At 71.6% G+C, this 16,111-nt stretch carries 11 protein-coding genes; all 11 read left to right on the top strand.

Features of this window, described 5'->3' with window-relative positions; genetic code table 11:
- The first annotated feature begins 227 nt into the window (after nucleotides 1–227).
- Nucleotides 228–2,246 (top strand): glycoside hydrolase, encoded by a 2,019-nt coding sequence (locus tag ACFWJW_RS15435; RefSeq protein ID WP_387240271.1) that lies wholly within the window; start codon nucleotides 228–230, stop codon nucleotides 2,244–2,246.
- Nucleotides 2,247–2,400: 154 nt separating this feature from the next.
- A complete protein-coding gene (gene nirB, locus ACFWJW_RS15430; protein ID WP_387240268.1) occupies nucleotides 2,401–5,058 on the top strand; it encodes a nitrite reductase large subunit NirB in 2,658 nt (885 codons plus the stop codon).
- The gene (nirD, locus tag ACFWJW_RS15425; RefSeq protein ID WP_387240265.1) at nucleotides 5,058–5,450 is read left to right on the top strand and encodes a nitrite reductase small subunit NirD; all 393 of its coding nucleotides are present in this window, start codon (nucleotides 5,058–5,060) and stop codon (nucleotides 5,448–5,450) included. The genes nirB and nirD overlap by 1 nt, the downstream gene beginning before the upstream one ends.
- 120 nt (nucleotides 5,451–5,570) lie before the next feature.
- A complete protein-coding gene (locus ACFWJW_RS15420) occupies nucleotides 5,571–6,068 on the top strand; it encodes an SRPBCC family protein (protein ID WP_387240262.1) in 498 nt (165 codons plus the stop codon).
- A gap of 59 nt (nucleotides 6,069–6,127) precedes the next feature.
- Complete coding sequence (locus ACFWJW_RS15415) at nucleotides 6,128–6,433, top strand: metalloregulator ArsR/SmtB family transcription factor (protein ID WP_362606540.1); 306 nt, start codon at nucleotides 6,128–6,130, stop codon at nucleotides 6,431–6,433.
- A 116-nt stretch (nucleotides 6,434–6,549) separates the two neighbouring features.
- Nucleotides 6,550–7,494, top strand: a complete 945-nt coding sequence (locus ACFWJW_RS15410; protein WP_387240259.1) for an oxidoreductase — start codon at nucleotides 6,550–6,552, stop codon at nucleotides 7,492–7,494.
- A 558-nt stretch (nucleotides 7,495–8,052) separates the two neighbouring features.
- Complete coding sequence (locus ACFWJW_RS15405; protein ID WP_387240293.1) at nucleotides 8,053–9,897, top strand: APC family permease; 1,845 nt, start codon at nucleotides 8,053–8,055, stop codon at nucleotides 9,895–9,897.
- Nucleotides 9,898–9,933: 36 nt separating this feature from the next.
- Complete coding sequence (locus ACFWJW_RS15400; protein ID WP_387240256.1) at nucleotides 9,934–10,731, top strand: maleylpyruvate isomerase family mycothiol-dependent enzyme; 798 nt, start codon at nucleotides 9,934–9,936, stop codon at nucleotides 10,729–10,731.
- Nucleotides 10,732–11,025: 294 nt separating this feature from the next.
- Entirely contained in the window at nucleotides 11,026–11,394 is a 369-nt protein-coding gene (locus tag ACFWJW_RS15395) for a hypothetical protein (RefSeq protein ID WP_387240253.1), read from the top strand.
- 103 nt (nucleotides 11,395–11,497) lie between these two features.
- The gene (locus ACFWJW_RS15390) at nucleotides 11,498–11,992 is read left to right on the top strand and encodes a hypothetical protein (protein ID WP_387240250.1); all 495 of its coding nucleotides are present in this window, start codon (nucleotides 11,498–11,500) and stop codon (nucleotides 11,990–11,992) included.
- Between the two features lie 96 nt (nucleotides 11,993–12,088).
- Nucleotides 12,089–16,111 (top strand): toxin glutamine deamidase domain-containing protein (locus ACFWJW_RS15385; protein WP_387240247.1); only part of this gene is annotated, 4,023 nt, incomplete at its 3' end.

Genomic DNA, 16,111 nt, shown 5'->3' with positions numbered 1-16,111 from the left:
CGCTACGACAAACGAGCCACCCACTACCAGGCCATGGTCACCCTCGCCTGCCTACAACTCTGGCTCCCATGACTTTGCGGACACCCCCTAGGGCCCGTCCGGAGTCGTGTTCAGCGCGGTCCGTTCCCTGGCAGGGGGCCGGCCACGGGGATCCGTCATGTGGACGTACTCCAGCAGAACCACGCGCTCTTAGAACCCTCTTAAAACCGGGGACTATCCAGGTCCCCATGATCTCCGACGCTTCCAAGTCCCCTGAAAAAACCGGCCGTAGCCGGACCGCCACCCGCGTCCTCGCCGCCTCTCTCGCCCTCACCGCGACCACCTTCGGCGTGGCCGGATGTGACAGTGCCGCCGCCGGCACGCTGGAGGGCAGCCGGCTCGAACTTCCCGTCCGCGGTGGCACGGCCGTCGTCGACACCGCCTCGCTGGCGGTGAACGCGCGCACCGACGACGGGCGGCAGCTGGTGCTGTCCGCTCCGGCCGGCGGCGGGCTCGGGAAGCCGGGGCCGGTGACGCGGACGGCCGACGGGGCACGCTGGAGCTACCCCGCCAAGGGGCTGACGGTCACGGCGAGTTCGGAGCGCGGGCGGCTGCGGATCAAGCTGCGCGCGGACCGCGACGGGTCGGTCAGCTGGCCGGTGACCGGGACCGACCGGGCCGCCTCCGCCGTGCAGATTCCGCGCGGCGAGGGGCTGGACATCCCGGTGAAGGACGCCTTCTGGAACGCCGGCCCCGAGAGGGGCGGGCTGGCCGGCAGCAGCGTCGACATGGGCGAGGCCCTGTCCTTGCCCCTGTGGGGCTACTCCATGGGCGGGGCGGGCGGCAAGGGCGGCAGCGGTGTCAGCTACCTCACCCCCACCGACCTCGGCACCTCGCTGAAGTTCGCCTCCACCGGCGGACGGCTGCGCACCACGGCCGAGCACGCCTTCGACGCCGGCGAGGGCACCCGCGACTACGAGATCTCCTTCGCCCTCACCGACGGCAGCCCGGTCGCTTCCGCCGCCGACTACCGCTCCTACCTCAACCAGCGCGGACAGCTCGGCAGCCTGAACCGGAAGATCCGGCAGAACCCGGCCAACGGCAAACTGCTCGGCGCGTTCCACGCCTATGTGTGGGGCGACGCCCGGACCGCCGCCGGGGTGGACAAGCTGAAGAAGCTGGGCGTGGACCGGATGTGGCTCGGTTACGACGCCGACGCCGACCCGATGAAGGCGCAGGCGGTGCGGGCCGCCAAGAAGGCGGGCTATCTCGTCGGCCCGTACGACACCTTCGACAACGGCCAGGACCCCAAGAGCGCCGACACCTCCACCTCCGTGTGGCCGGGCCGGGTCTACCCCGACTTCTGTATACGGAAGGCGGACGGCACCCCGCAGACGGGCTTCCACGGCCGCGGCTGCTACCTCAGCTCACGCGCCTTCGAGCAGGCCGAGCCGGCCAAGCACTACCTCGCCGACCGCACCCGCACGATGGTCGCCAACGGCGCGGACAGCTACTTCCTCGATGTGGATGCGACGGGAGAGGTGTTCCGCGACCACACCAAGGGCCATGAGATGACCAAGGCCGAGGACCGCGTGAACCGCCTGGCGCGGATGCAGCGCCTGTCGAAGAACCTCGTTCTCGGCTCGGAGAGCGCCCAGGCGTGGGCCAACAAGGTGGTGGCCTACAACCACGGCGCGCTCACCCCGGTCGACGACGGCCTGTGGAAGCTGGAGAAGGACCGGAAGACATGGGGCGGCTACTACCCGGAGAAGGCCCCCGCCACCTTCTTCAAGCCGGTGCGGCTGCCCCGCCAGATGGCCACCGCCATGTACGACCCCACGTACCGCGCACCGCTCTACGAGACCGCGCTGCACGGTTCGCTGGTCAACGCCGAGCGCTGGGAGCTGTCGTACGAGAAGCTGCCCGAGCAGAAGACCACCCGGGCGCTGCTGGCGATGCTCTACAACACCCCGCTCAACTACGTCCTCGACGGCCCGACGCTGGAGAAGAAGGGCCCCGAGATGGCGGCGCTCCAGAAGTACTTCTCGCCGCTGCACCGGGCGGCCGGCGCCGAGCAGCTGACCTCGTTCCGGTGGCTGACCAGGGACCGCAGCGTGCAGCGCACGGTCTTCGGTGACGGTGCGCTGACCGTCACCGCCAACTTCGGCAGCCGGGCGCACGAGGGTCTGCCGGGCGGCTGTGTGGACGCCAAGCTGCGCACCGACGACAAGCCGCGGCGGCTGTGCCCGGCGCAGCCGAAGGGCTGACCGCCCGGTCAGTCAGGGGCGGACCCGCCCCAGGGCGGGCCCTGACGCGGCGGGCCCGCCTCACACGGCGGCCCGCCCGCCACTGAGGGCAGCGTTCCGCCCGGGAAACAGAGCAGATGCGGGCGGGTAACAGCCGGACCGCAGGCTGAGGAACATGACCTCGATGCCGCCGCACCCGGAAGCCACGCCAGCCGCCGCGCCTGGCACCACCCCCACCCTTGTCCTCATCGGCCACGGCATGGTCGGCCAGCGCTTCCTGGAGGAGCTGGCCGACCGCGGCGTCACCGAGCGGACCCGGGTGGTCGTGCTGTGCGAGGAGCCCCGCCCGGCCTACGACCGCGTCCAGCTGACGTCGTACTTCGCCGGCCGCAGCCCGGACGACCTCAGCCTGGCCGATCCGGACTTCATGGCCCGCCACGGCATCGAACTGCACCTCGGCGACCCGGCCACGGCCGTCGACCGCACGGCCCGTACGGTCACCGCACGCTCCGGTCTGACCGTCCACTACGACACCCTGGTGCTGGCCACCGGCTCGTACCCGTTCGTGCCGCCGGTGCCCGGCAAGGACAGTGCCGGCTGTTTCGTCTACCGCACCATCGAGGACCTGCTCGCCATCGAGGAGTACGCCAAGAACGCCCGCACGGGTGTAGTGGTCGGCGGCGGGCTGCTCGGCCTGGAGGCGGCCGGGGCGCTGAAGGGGCTGGGGCTGCGCACCCACATCGTGGAGTTCGCGCCGCGGCTGATGGCGCTCCAGGTCGACGAGGGCGGCGGCCGCGCGCTGCGCCGTACCGTCGAGGAGATGGGCCTGGAGGTGCACACCGGCGTCGGCGGCAAGGAGATCGTCGCGGACGGGGCCGGTGCGGTGACCGCCATGGGCCTGTCCGACGACTCCCGTATCGAGACCGATCTGGTCGTCTTCTCGGCCGGTGTCCGGCCCCGCGACCAGCTCGCCCGGGACTGCGGGCTGCCGGTCGGCGACCGCGGCGGCATCGTCGTCGACGAGCGGTGCCGCACCACCGACCCCGCCGTGTACGCGATCGGCGAGTGCGCGCTGGCCGCCGACGGCCGCGTCTACGGTCTGGTCGCGCCCGGCTACGACATGGCCCGCGCGGCCGCCGGCACCATCGCCGACGCGCTCGGCGCCGGCCCCGGAACGCCCGAGGGCTTCACCGGCGCGGACCTGTCCACCAAGCTCAAGCTGCTCGGGGTGGACGTCGCCTCCTTCGGCGACGCGCACGGCACCGCCGACGGCTGTCTGGACGTGGTCTACTCCGACGCCCGCAGCGGGGTCTACAAGAAGCTGGTGATCGGCGCCGAGGGCGAGCTGCTGGGCGGGGTGCTGGTCGGCGACGCCGAGTCGTACGGCATGCTGCGCCCGCTGACCGGCAGCGTGCCGCCGGTGTCGCCCGAGCAGCTGGTGCTGCCCGCCGGGGCGGCCGGGGGCGGGGCCGCCGCGCTCGGCCCGTCCGCGCTGCCGGACAGCGCGGTGCTGTGCAACTGCCACAACGTGACCAAGGGGACGGTCCGGGCGGCGGTCACCGAGCACTCCTGCGGCACCCTCCCCGAGGTCAAGAAGTGCACCAAGGCCGGTACCGGCTGCGGCAGTTGCGTCAAGTCGCTGACCGCCGTGATGAACGACGAGCTGGCCGCGTCCGGCGCCACCATCGACACCGGGCTGTGCGGCTGCTTCCCGCACACCCGCGCCGAGCTCTACGAGATCGTCCGCACCCTGCGGCTGACGACCTTCGCCGAGCTGCTGGACTCGCACGGCCGCCCGGAGGCGCGGAACGGCGACGGCTGTGAGATCTGCAAGCCCACCGTCGGCTCGATCATCGCCTCGCTCGCCCCCAGTGTCGGCGCGGACGGCTATGTCCTCGACGGGGAGCAGGCCGCCCTCCAGGACACCAACGACCACTTCCTCGCCAACCTCCAGCGCAACGGCTCGTACTCGATCGTGCCGCGCATCCCCGGCGGGGAGATCACCCCGGACAAGCTGATCGTGATCGGCGAGGTGGCCCGCGACTTCGGCCTCTACACCAAGATCACGGGCGGCCAGCGGATCGACCTGTTCGGCGCCCGGGTCGACCAGCTCCCCCAGGTGTGGGCCCGGTTGGTGGACGCGGGCTTCGAGTCGGGGCATGCGTACGGCAAGGCGCTGCGCACCGTGAAGTCGTGTGTGGGGCAGACCTGGTGCCGCTACGGCGTGCAGGACTCGGTCCGTATGGCGATCGAACTGGAGCTGCGCTATCGGGGGCTGCGCTCCCCGCACAAGCTCAAGTCCGCGGTCTCCGGCTGCGCGCGGGAGTGCGCGGAGGCCCGCGGCAAGGACTTCGGCGTCATCGCCACCTCCAACGGCTGGAACCTCTACGTCGGCGGCAACGGCGGCGCCGATCCGCGGCACGCCGATCTGCTCGCCCAGGACCTGAGCGACGCCGAACTGATCCGGCTGATCGACCGGTTCCTGATGTTCTACATCCGCACCGCTGACCGGCTGGAGCGCACCTCCGCCTGGCTGGAGCGGATCGAGGGCGGCCTCGACCACGTCCGGGACGTCGTCGTCCATGACTCCCTGGGGCTGTGCGACGAACTGGAGGCCCTGATGGCCGCCCATGTCACGCACTACCGCGACGAATGGGCCGAGACCCTCGCCGACCCCGAGCGGCTGGCTCGCTTCGTCTCCTTCGTCAACGCGCCCGACGCGCCCGATCCGTCCGTCCGCTTCGTGCCGGAGCGCGACCAGGTCAAGCCGGACCTGACGCTGCTGGCCGGCCCGACCCTGCCCGTTCGCACCCTGGAAGGGACCTCCGTCTGATGACCACCGCCACCGCCGCGCTCGCCCGCACCGAGGAAGACCTCGCGGCCGCCACGGTCGAGATCCGCTGTCCCCAGGGCTGGGTCCCGGTCTGCACCCTGGACGACCTCATCCCGGGGCGCGGGGTCGCCGCGCTCCTCCCGGACGGCACCCAGGCCGCGCTCTTCATCGACCGCGCCGGGCGGCCCTATGCGATCGCCAACCGTGACCCGTTCACCGGCGCCCAGGTGCTCTCCCGCGGCCTGACCGGCTCCGCCGACGGCCGCCCGTTCGTGGCGTCGCCCCTGCTCAAGCAGCGTTTCGACCTGGCGTCGGGCAGCTGCCTGGACGATCCGTCGGTCTCCGTCCCGGCGTACCGCGTACGGACGGGCAGCGGGGAGCGCCCCCGCTGAGACCGGCGCCCCGCCGGGCTGCCATGCGCAACCCATTGGTTGCGCCTCCTGTCGCCACGTGCAACCATTGGGTAGCACGTAAGGCATCAGCCGATCCGAGAACGGCAGGAGGCGCACGCCATGAGCACCGACAGCCACCAGAACGCCGACAGCGGCGCGGGCGGCAGCAGGGACCGCATCGAGCGGGAGATCAGCATCGCCGCGCCCATGGAGCGGGTGTGGGCCGTGCTCACCGAACCGGAGCACGTCGGCTCGTGGTTCGGGCAGGGCAAACCGACGCCGGTCGATCTGCGGCCGGGCGGCATCATGGAGCTCGACCACGGCGAGTACGGGCAGTTCCCGACCACCATCGTGACGGTGGACCCGCCGCGCTACTTCGCGTACCGCTGGGCCAGCGCCTTCCCGGGCGAAGTGGCGACCGAGGGCAACTCCACCCTCGTCGAGTTCACCCTCACCCCGGAGGGCGACGGCACCCGGCTGCGCGTCGTGGAGACCGGCTTCGCCGCGCTCAGCATCCCCGCGGACCGGCAGCCGACCGCCGGGTACGAGAGCCACTCCGAGGGCTGGTCCGGCCAGGTGGAGAACATCCGGCGGTACACGGAGCAGCTCGCGGCATGACGAGGGACACGGGGGCCGACGGCGGCGCGGGCGCGGACAGCGGTGCGGGCGGGGACGCCGTGGCCGAGGTGTTCGCCGCGCTGGCGGATCCGACCCGCCGCCGGATACTCGACGCCCTCGCCGCGCACGGCGAGGCGACCGCCACGGTCCTGGCGGCGGAACTGCCGGTCAGCCGCCAGGCCATCGTCAAACATCTGGGGGTCCTGGACCGGGCCGGTCTGGTCGCCGGCCACCGGGAGGGCAGGGAGGCCCGCTACCGGGTCGTCCCGGAGCGGCTGGGGGTCACCGCCCGGTGGATGGACCGGGTGGCCGCCGCATGGGACACCCGGCTCTCGGCGATCAAGCGCCTCGCCGAAGGGGAGTGACCGGGGCGGCAGCGGACGGTGTCCGGGCGCGCCGCACCCGTCACCTCCGCCCCTCCGACCCCATCCGCCCCAACCGTGCGGCGTAACCTGGTTGCCCCCTACGGAGGAGTGCAGGCGTGACCAGGTGGAACACCAGCCACATCCCCGACCAGACCGGCCGCTCGGTGGTGGTCACGGGCGCGAACAGCGGTATCGGCTATGTCACCGCCCGCGAACTGGCCCGCCAGGGCGCCCGCGTACTGCTGGCCTGCCGCAACGAGACGCGCGGAATCGCCGCACTGGACCGGCTGCGCTCCGAAGTCCCCACCGCCGAGGCCGAGTTCCGGGCACTGGACCTGGCCGATCTGTCCTCCGTACGGGACTTCGCCGCCGCCCTCGACGACTTCGACGGCGACCGCCTCGACCTGCTCATCAACAACGCGGGCGTGATGGCCCTGCCGCACCGCACCACCGCCGACGGCTTCGAGATGCAGTTCGGCACCAACCACCTCGGCCACTTCGCGCTGACCGGGCTGCTGCTGCCCAAGCTCCTCGCCACCCCCGGCGCCCGGGTCGTCACGGTCTCCAGCATGCTGCACGCCCTCGCCGACCTCGACTACAGCGACCTCAACAGCGAGCACTCCTACCGCCGCTGGATCGCCTACGCCCGCTCGAAGAGCGCCAACCTCCTGTTCGTCCACGAGCTGACCCGGCGGCTGGCCGCGGCCGGCTCGCAGGTCGTCGCGGCCGCCGCGCACCCCGGATACGCCCACACAAATCTCGCGACCGCGGGCGTCCGGATGGAGGGCCGCACCTCCACCGAGCGCATGGTCGAGCGGGCCAACCAGGTGCTCGCCCAGTCCCCCGACGGCGGCGCCCTGGGCACCCTCTGCGCGGCCACCGCCCCGCACATGCGGCCGGACTCCTTCATCGGCCCGCGCAGCGGACTGCGCGGCGCGCCCGCCCAGTGCTTCCGCGCCCCCTGGACCAAGAAGGACGCGAACGGCGAGCGCCTCTGGGCGGCCTCGGAACAACTCACCGGTGTCCGCTACGACTTCTCCCGGCCCGCTGCGGCGTTCTGACCCGCACGGCATGGAAAGATCCGGATCCGTGTACGAACGATCTTTCCCTCCGCAGCAACCCTCTCGCGGGCGCCAACCTGGGCAAGTTCGCCGTCCGTACCCGCGTCATCCGCGAAACGGACGCCAGCCGTCCGCGGCTGCCCCGGCTGTTCCGCCGCCGGCTGGGCGGCTACCTCTTCCTCGTGGTCTGGATCATCGCCGCCTGCTTCGAATGGGAGGACGACCCCGAGGACTTCTGCGGGGTCCGCCTGGTCCGTTACAAGGACCTGCGGGCACTCGTTCCGACAGCCTGACCCTACCCACCCCCGTCAAAATTCCGTGAAGAACGGCCCGTCGTCCGCCAAGGAGCCGCCAAGGCCGCGGGCGCCGGCCGTCGAGCCCCGCACGCTGGCCTGGTCCCGCACGGTGCGCACGGAGGTACGACGAACAATGCCGCAGGTGACCCCAGCCGATGGCCGACCGGAGGAACCACCGGATACCGCCACCGCGGCAGCCACCGCGGCAGCCACCGTCAACGGGCCGGACGGCACGGGCGACGGCCGGCACTCCGGGGCCGGCATCGATAGCTCCAACGCCCCCCGCGGCGCCGCCGTTCCCGAGCCCGACGCCCGGCACCGGCTCACCGCCCTCCAGGGTCTGGCCGCCCTCTCCCTCGACGCCATGGCGTCCGTGGCCTACGGCCCCGAGGCGATCGTGCTGGTCCTGGCCGCGGCGGGCGGCCACGGCCTCGGTTTCACGCTCCCCGTCACCCTCGCCATCGCCGCCCTGCTCGCCGTCCTGGTCGCCTCCTACCGTCAGGTGATCGCGGCCTTCCCCAATGGCGGCGGCTCGTACGCGGTGGCCAAGACACACCTCGGCCGCCGCACCGCCCTGTTCGCCGCCGCCTCCCTCGTCCTCGACTACGTGCTGAACGTCGCGGTCTCGGTGACGGCCGGTGTCGCGGCCCTGACCTCGGCCTTCCCCGCCCTCCACGATGACCGGGTGGGTATCTGCCTGGCAGTCCTCGCCCTCATCACCGCCCTCAACCTGCGCGGCATCGCCGACTCGGCCAGGGCCTTCCTCGTCCCCACCGCCGTCTTCGTCGGCGCCGTCCTGACGATGATCGCCGTCGGGCTGTTCCGTACCGCTCCCGCCGCCAGCGTGGCCGCCGACGGACACGCCTCCGTCGTCGCCGACCACGCCACCACGGTCGGCGCCCTGCTGCTGCTTAAGGCGTTCGCGTCCGGCTGCTCGGCGCTGACCGGGGTCGAGGCGGTCGCCAACGCGGTGCCCTCCTTCCGGGCCCCGGCGGTCCGGCGCGCCCAGCGCACCGAGGTCGCGCTCGGCGCCCTGCTCGGGGTGATGCTGATCGGGCTGTCCGTCCTCATCGGCCGTTTCCACCTCCAGCCGGTGGAGGGCGTCACCGTCCTCGCCCAGCTCGCGGACGCCTCGCTCGGCCACAACGCGGCGTTCTACGTCGTCCAGTTCGCCACCATGGTGCTGCTGGCCCTCGCCGCGAACACCTCCTTCGGCGGCCTGCCCGTCCTGATGGGCCTGCTGGCGCGGGACAACTACCTCCCGCACGTCTTCGGCCTGAAGGCGGACCGCCAGGTGCACCGCCACGGCGTGCTGGCGCTGGCCGCCGTCGCCGCCGCGCTGCTGGTCTTCTCCGGCGGCGACATGAACACCCTCGTCCCGCTCTTCGCCATCGGTGTCTTCGTCGGCTTCACCCTCTGCCAGATCGGCATGGTCCGGCACTGGCGGCGTGAACGCTCCCCCGGGTGGCGCGGCAAGGCCCTGCTGAACGGGATCGGTGCCCTGCTCACCGGCGTCTCGGCGGTCGTCGTCACCGCCACCAAATTCACCGAGGGCGCCTGGCTGATCGTCGCCGCGCTGCCCCTCCTCGTCCTCGCCTTCGAGGCGGTGCACCGCGCCTATGCCCGGATCGGCGCCTGCCTGGGCCTGGGCCGCCTCCCGGAACCCCCGCGCCGCGCCCGCTCCCTGGTCGTCGTCCCCGTCTCGCACCTCTCCCGGCTCACCGGCGCGGCGCTGAACGCGGCGGTGTCCCTCGGCGACGAGGTGGTGGCGGTCACCGTCACCCACGACACCCCCGAGGACCGCCCGGCCACCGAGGCCCTCCGCCGCGACTGGGAACTCTGGAACCCCGGCGTGGACCTCCTCGAACTGCCCTCGGCCACCCGCTCCCTCGGCCGCCCGCTCGCCGCCTACGTCAGCGAACTGTCGGCCCGTCACCCCGGCAGCCGCATCACCGTGCTGATCCCGGAGGCCGAACCCGCCCACCTCTGGCAGCGCCTGCTCCAGAACCAGCGCGGCGCGGTCGTCGCCCACGCGGTCCGCCGCGACACCGATGCGGTGATCTGCCGGCTCCGCTTCCGCCTGGCGGCGCCCACTCACGCAGGGTGACGGCTCATTGTCAGTGGGTGGCTTTACCGTGACGACATGGACGCCACCATGGATTACGACGACCACTGCGCCGAAATCGTCCAGCAGGCCGAGCTGCTGAGCTCCCACCTCGACGAGAGCACGTCCCTGACCGCCTCGGTGCCCTCCTGCCCCGACTGGAACCTCGCCCAGCTGCTCCGGCATCTGGGCGAGGCCCACCGCTGGGTCGAGGACCTCGTCCGGACCCGGGCGACCGAGCCCCCGCCGGAGACCGCACTCCGGGTCCTCCCCCGCGAGACCACCGAGACCCCTGCCGCCCTCGCCGCCTGGCTCACCGAGGGCGCCCGGCTCCTCGCGGACACCCTCCGCGCCGCCGGCCCCGACGCCCGGATCTGGACCCCGCTCCCCTCCGGCTCCCCGCGCTTCTTCGCCCGCCGCATGGCCCACGAGACGGTGATGCACCGGGCGGACGCCGCTCTCACCCTCGGCGTGGACTTCACCGTCGACCAGCGGGTCGCCCTCGACTGCCTCGACGAATGGATGGAACTGGGCTCCCTGCCCGAGATGTTCGACCACCACCCCGACCGCCGCGCCCTCCTGGGCCCCGGCCGCACCCTCCACTTCCACGCCACGGACACCCCACCGGAAGCGGCCGCCGACTGGCTCGTCGACCTCACCGGCGACACCCTCGCCTGGCGCCGCACCCAGGAGCCGGCCGCCGTCTCGGTCCGCGCCCCCCTGACGGACCTCCTGCTCCTCATCTACGGCCGCGTGCCGGGCGACCGCGACACCTTCGACATCACCGGCGACCAGGAACTGCTGGAATTCTGGCTGTCACAGGTGCTGTTCGGGTGAGGTCTGCGCCCCCTCCACCTGTCCAGCCGCCCCAGGGAGCTGGCACCATGACCGATGCTCCCGCTCGATGAACAGTGTCTGGAGACCGTATGACCTCGCTTCGGCCGCCGTCCGACTCCATGGCGTTGTTCCGCAAGTTCTACCGACCGGACACGCTGGAGAGCTGTACAGGAGAGCGCTGAAGCCACGGGTTCGCCGGCCGGCTGCTGCCGCCCGGACGTCAACCAATCGGCCTACCACGGCGTGAGTTAGGTTGATCACCGTCCACCGGATCAGCAACAGGGAGTCAGCACGATGACCGAATTCAACCAGCCGGACAGCGCCCCCGGCCTGCCCCCCACACCGCCCGTGATCCGTCCCCAGCTCGGGCCGCACCCTCTGCCGACGAATGAGGCAGAGGCCCTGGAGATCGGTCGAAAGCACTTTCCCGAGGTCGGCTCACCCGGTGGACCGACCGACCTGTACGTGTATGAATTCGACATCGGCTACCTCATCCATGCGGGCTGGCCGGCGAACGAGGACGCCACTGGCCGTCCCTCGGATCCGGGCGGAAGCAACATCGTCATCTCCAAAATCGACGGCGAGGTGGCACGCGTGCCCAACTTCCCCGAGGAGGATGCGGCGGAGCTTTATCGCAGGGTGTACCGCCCGAACAGCTCCTGAGCCCGACGGGCCGCCGGCCGGGGGAGCTGGCAGGCGATTAGCGATGCCCGTTAAACTTTGACTTGAATCGGATGAAGTAACCAGTACGAGCACGGGGGATGTTGTGGCTGGCGCTGGCGGGTTCCAGACGGACGTGGAGAGCCTCAAGACCGGGGGGACGAACCTCATCAAGCTCGGCGATGACTTCGCGTCGTCGGTCGCGCGGCTGATGGACGGCCTGCACAAGCAGAATGCCGGTCCGCCGAGCAACGGCAAGGAGAAGGCGCCGCCGGAGAAGTCGCAGGGCGAGCAATTCCTGAGCGGTCTGCTGACCTTCAACAGCAAGGACGGCGCCCCGCCGTGGGGCGATGACGAGATCGGCGAGAACTTCGGTGTCGTCTATGAGGGTGTGCGGGACGGCATGTACGAGTCGATGGGTCATCTCGTCGCCAAGTTCCAGGAGATCGGCAAGGCACTGAAGTCGATGTCCAAGAACCATGCGGAGAACGAGGACTTCAACGAGTCGCTGATGAAGCAGCACGTCGAGAACAAAAGGGCCTGGCAGGACCCGACGGTCGACAGCAATGTCCGTACCTCCATCACGCCTCCGAGGCACTGACCGACGCCTGCCGCTCCACACTTTTTGCCGTAGTGACCTGTCCGGGTCACGTCCGGTACGCGCCTGAATGCACATTTTTTACGGGGGAGTTCCACCTTGTCTTTGAATCCACCGGATGCCGTTGAATGGGTCCTGGACATGCTCGGCTTCAACTGGCCGCATGCAGACGAAGACAAAATGATGGAGTGCGCGCAGGTCTGGCGTGATTTCGCGGCGGAGGTCGCGGAGCACCAGGCCCGCGGCGCCACCTATGCGAACAATGTGCTCGGAGAGAACTCTGGTGATGCCATCGAGGGTTTCAGCAAGGCGTGGGAGAAGCTCGGCGGCAATTCGGGGTATCTGAGCGATGCCCGCGAGGCGGCCGAGACCATCGCCTTCACCTTCGAGGCCGCCGCCATGCTGGTCCTCGGCATGAAGGTCGCCGTGATCGTCCAGCTGGTGATTCTGGCCACGGAGATCATCGCGGCGCAGGCCGCGGCCCCGTTCACTCTCGGTCTGTCCGAAATCGGAGGCGCGGCGGCCACGCTGGCGACACGTGAGGCGGTCCGCCGGATCCTCAAGAAGGTCGCCCATCAGCTCCTTGAAGCCATCATGGAGGCCGCCAAGGAGCCGGTGATCTCCGCACTGCAGGCCATGGCTTCCGACCTCATCGCCCAGACCGTCAACCAGAACTTCGGCGCCCAGAAGGGCTACGACCTCGGCCGCACCGCCAAGGAGGGCCAGAAGGCCGCCACCGACGCCCTCAAGAACACCGGCGAAACCCTCGGCGAGAGCCTCCGCGACGGCGCCGGCAGCCGCGCCGGCCGCCGCGCCCGCGGCGGCCTGGACAGCGCCGCGGGCCACGGCAGCGACGGCAGCGACTCCACGGACGGCGGCAGCGACGGCGGTTCCAGCGGGTCCGGCAGCGGGTCGGGGTCCGGTAGCGGCTCCCGTAGTGGGGCCGAGGGCGGCGGGTCCGGCAGCGGCTCCGACGGGGGCGGCTCCGGAAGCAACTCGGGTGCCGGTTCGGGTACCGGCTCCGACGGGGGCGGTTCTGGCCGCGCCTCCGGTGACTCCGGCGGCGACGGCGCGGGCAGCGGCAACCGCGGCGGTTCGGACACCGGCGGTGCCACCAGCCACACCCCCCGCGCTTCGGACAACGCGGGCGCCGGCGGCACGGACTCCGCCAACAGCTCCCCCACGGGCTCGGGTACGGGTACGGATTCGGGTGCGGGCGCCAACCCGAGCACCTCCGCCGACAGTTCCTCCCAGGGCTCGGCTCCCTCGCGCAGCACCCCGGAGTCCCAGCCCCTCCCGCCGCCGGACCAGCGCTCCCCCTTCGACGAGGGCTACTCCGGTGGCCACGACAGCCCGTACGGGACGTCCCCCACCCCCGACTCCGGACACGCTCCGGACAGCGGCCCCACCCCCGACTCCGGGCACACGCCCGAATCAGGGCCCTCCCCGGACACCTCCCGCCCCGACGCGGACTCCCCCAGCACGCAGCCCACCCCCGACAACACCCCTGACTCAGCGCGCCCGGACCCCGACTCGATCAGCACCCAGCCCGCCCCGGATCACACCCCCGACGCCGCCCGCCCGGACGCGGACTCGGTCGGTACGCAGCCGACCCACGAGAACACCCCGGACGCGGCACGCCCCGCCCCCGCCGCGGACCCGATCAGCACCCAGCCCACGCCGGGCCAGTCCCCCCAACAGGACGGGCCTGCGCACCCGGACGCGCCCCAGCAGGCACCGACCGCCTCGCCGAGCCCGGACGCCGTACCCGGCAACCCGCCCTCCGCCGGCGACAACTCTCACGACGTGGGCAGCAACGGAACCTCCAACGGGGACAGCTCCGCGGGAGGCGGCCGCGCCTCGATGCCGCACGCCGGCACCCCTTCGCAGGGCGCCCCCGTACAGCACGCCCCGTCGTCCGGCCAGCCCATCCAGCAGCGTGACCCGGCTCCCGGCGACCCCATGCCCACGGTGGACGACCCGGACGACACCACCGTCACCACCCAGTCCGCGGGCACCGCCACCATGCCCCCGCCCACCCAGCACACCGCCGACACGGGCGCGCCCGCCACCCCCACCCCCCATCAGGCCCAGCCCAACACCCCTCCGGCCAACGGCCCTCAGGCCAATGGCCCGATGATGACGGGCGCCATCCCACCCCAGGGCGGCCCCGCCACCACCCCGCCCCGCAACAACGGCAGCAACAGCAACAGCGGAAGCCACCGGAACGAGACCGGGAACAGGAACGCTCCCGCGGACCCCAACCGCCGCCCCGACGGCTCCCAGGCCATCCACGACCCCACCCAGCGTCGCCGTCCCGAGCCTCCGCCCCACAACCCGCGCCTCGACGGGCCCCGTCGCGACACCCCCACCACACCCCCCGGCAACAACCGCCGCCCCGACGGCTCGCAGATCGTCCGCGATCACACCGAGCAGCCCACCCCTGACCGCCCCCCGCACAACCCCCGTCTCGACGGCCCCGCCCGCGACGACGGCTCCCGGCCCGAGAACTCCGATCCTCATCGCCCGGACTCGCCCAGCCAGGACGACAGCCGCCCGCAGACCCCTGCCGACCCGAGCGGTGACACCACGCGTCCTGACTCGCCCGGTGCGGACCGCCCTCAGGCCGACGGCCCCGGCCAGGCTCCGTCACGCCCGGACGCCCAAAACCCCGGCGCACCGAACCCCAACTTCCCCCACCTGCAGCAACAGCCCTACGCGCAGCACCAGCAGCCATACGCCCAGCAGCAGCCGCACGTACAGAGCCAGCAGCCCCACCAGCAGCCGTACGCTCAGCAACAGCCGCAGCAGCACCAGCCCACGCTCCAGAGCCATACGCCCCCTCAGCAGCAGCACCCGCAGCAGCACGCACCCCAGCACCAACAGCCCCCGCACCAGCCGCAGCACCAGCAGCAGCCCGTCCCACAGCAGCAGGCTCCCCACCAGCAGCAGGCTCCGCACCACCAGTACCAAAACCCCCACCAGGCGCAGCACCAGCCGAATCAGCATCCCGACCACCAGGCTCCGGTCCCGCAGCCCCCGCACGTCCGGAGTAACTCCAACGTACGGAGCGGGCTCAACCACTTTCCGCACGGGCTGTATTCGCCGTTCCCAGGCGACCAGCGGGCATTGGAGGCGAGCTTTCCGCGGAACCCGGACGGCACTCCGCGGCCGTTCAACGACCCGTTCCAGCCCTGGGCCCAGTTGCAGAACGACGGCGGCATCAGCGTCCTCGGCCGGTCCAACAACTGCGCCGACTGCACCCGCTCCTTCATGGATTCCTGGTACGGCAACCCCCAGGTCTCCGCGCCCCGCACCATGGACCCGGACGGCAGGGGCGGTATCGACGACAGGACCGGTGAGCGGGACGGTGCCGCCCACATCGAGCAGTATGCGGGCACCGGGTTCCGTTCCTCCGGCAAGAACTCCAAAGACGGCTATGCCCGCATAGCCGACGAGCTTCGCCAGGCCGGCCACGGCGCATCGGCAGCAGTCCTGGTCACCTGGCCGAAAAAGCGCAACGGCCAGCCCGGCGGCGCCCACGTCTTCAACGCCGTCAACCACAACGGCAAGGTTGTCTGGGTCGACAGCCAGAGCGGCGCGGTCAGCAAAAAACCCATCAACACCAAGGCCGCAGAGGTCTGGCATCTCGTCCTTGACGCCAACCGACAGCCGTTTGTCCCCGCCACGGCCCAGCAGCAGCAAGCCCAGGCGAACGCCCAGGCACAACAGCAGGCCCACGCCCAGACGCAGCAGCAGGCCCAGCAGCCCCACCCATACACCCAGCAACAGCAGCAACAGCAGCAACAACCCAACCCGTACCAGCAGCACCACCAGCAGCAGGCACCGCAACACCAGCCGAGCCCCTACAGCCAGCCGTACCAACAGCCCGGCCCACACGCCCAACAGCAGGCACCGCACCCCCAGCAGCCGGTCCCGCAGCAGCAGCCCTACCCGCACCCCCAGCAGCAACCGGGTCCGTTCCAGCAGCACCAGCAGCAGGTTCCACACCAGCAGCCCAACCCGTACCAGCAACAGCAACCTGCCCCCTATGCACAGCCGCATCAGCAGCAGGTTCCGCAACAGCAGCCGAGCCCGTACCACCAGCAGCCGACGCCGCAG

This window comes from Streptomyces sp. NPDC127097 (genome assembly GCF_042724075.1).
Taxonomy (GTDB): domain Bacteria; phylum Actinomycetota; class Actinomycetes; order Streptomycetales; family Streptomycetaceae; genus Streptomyces.
Note: the sequence above shows the minus strand (reverse complement) of the source record. Positions and strands in the feature narration are given on the sequence as shown.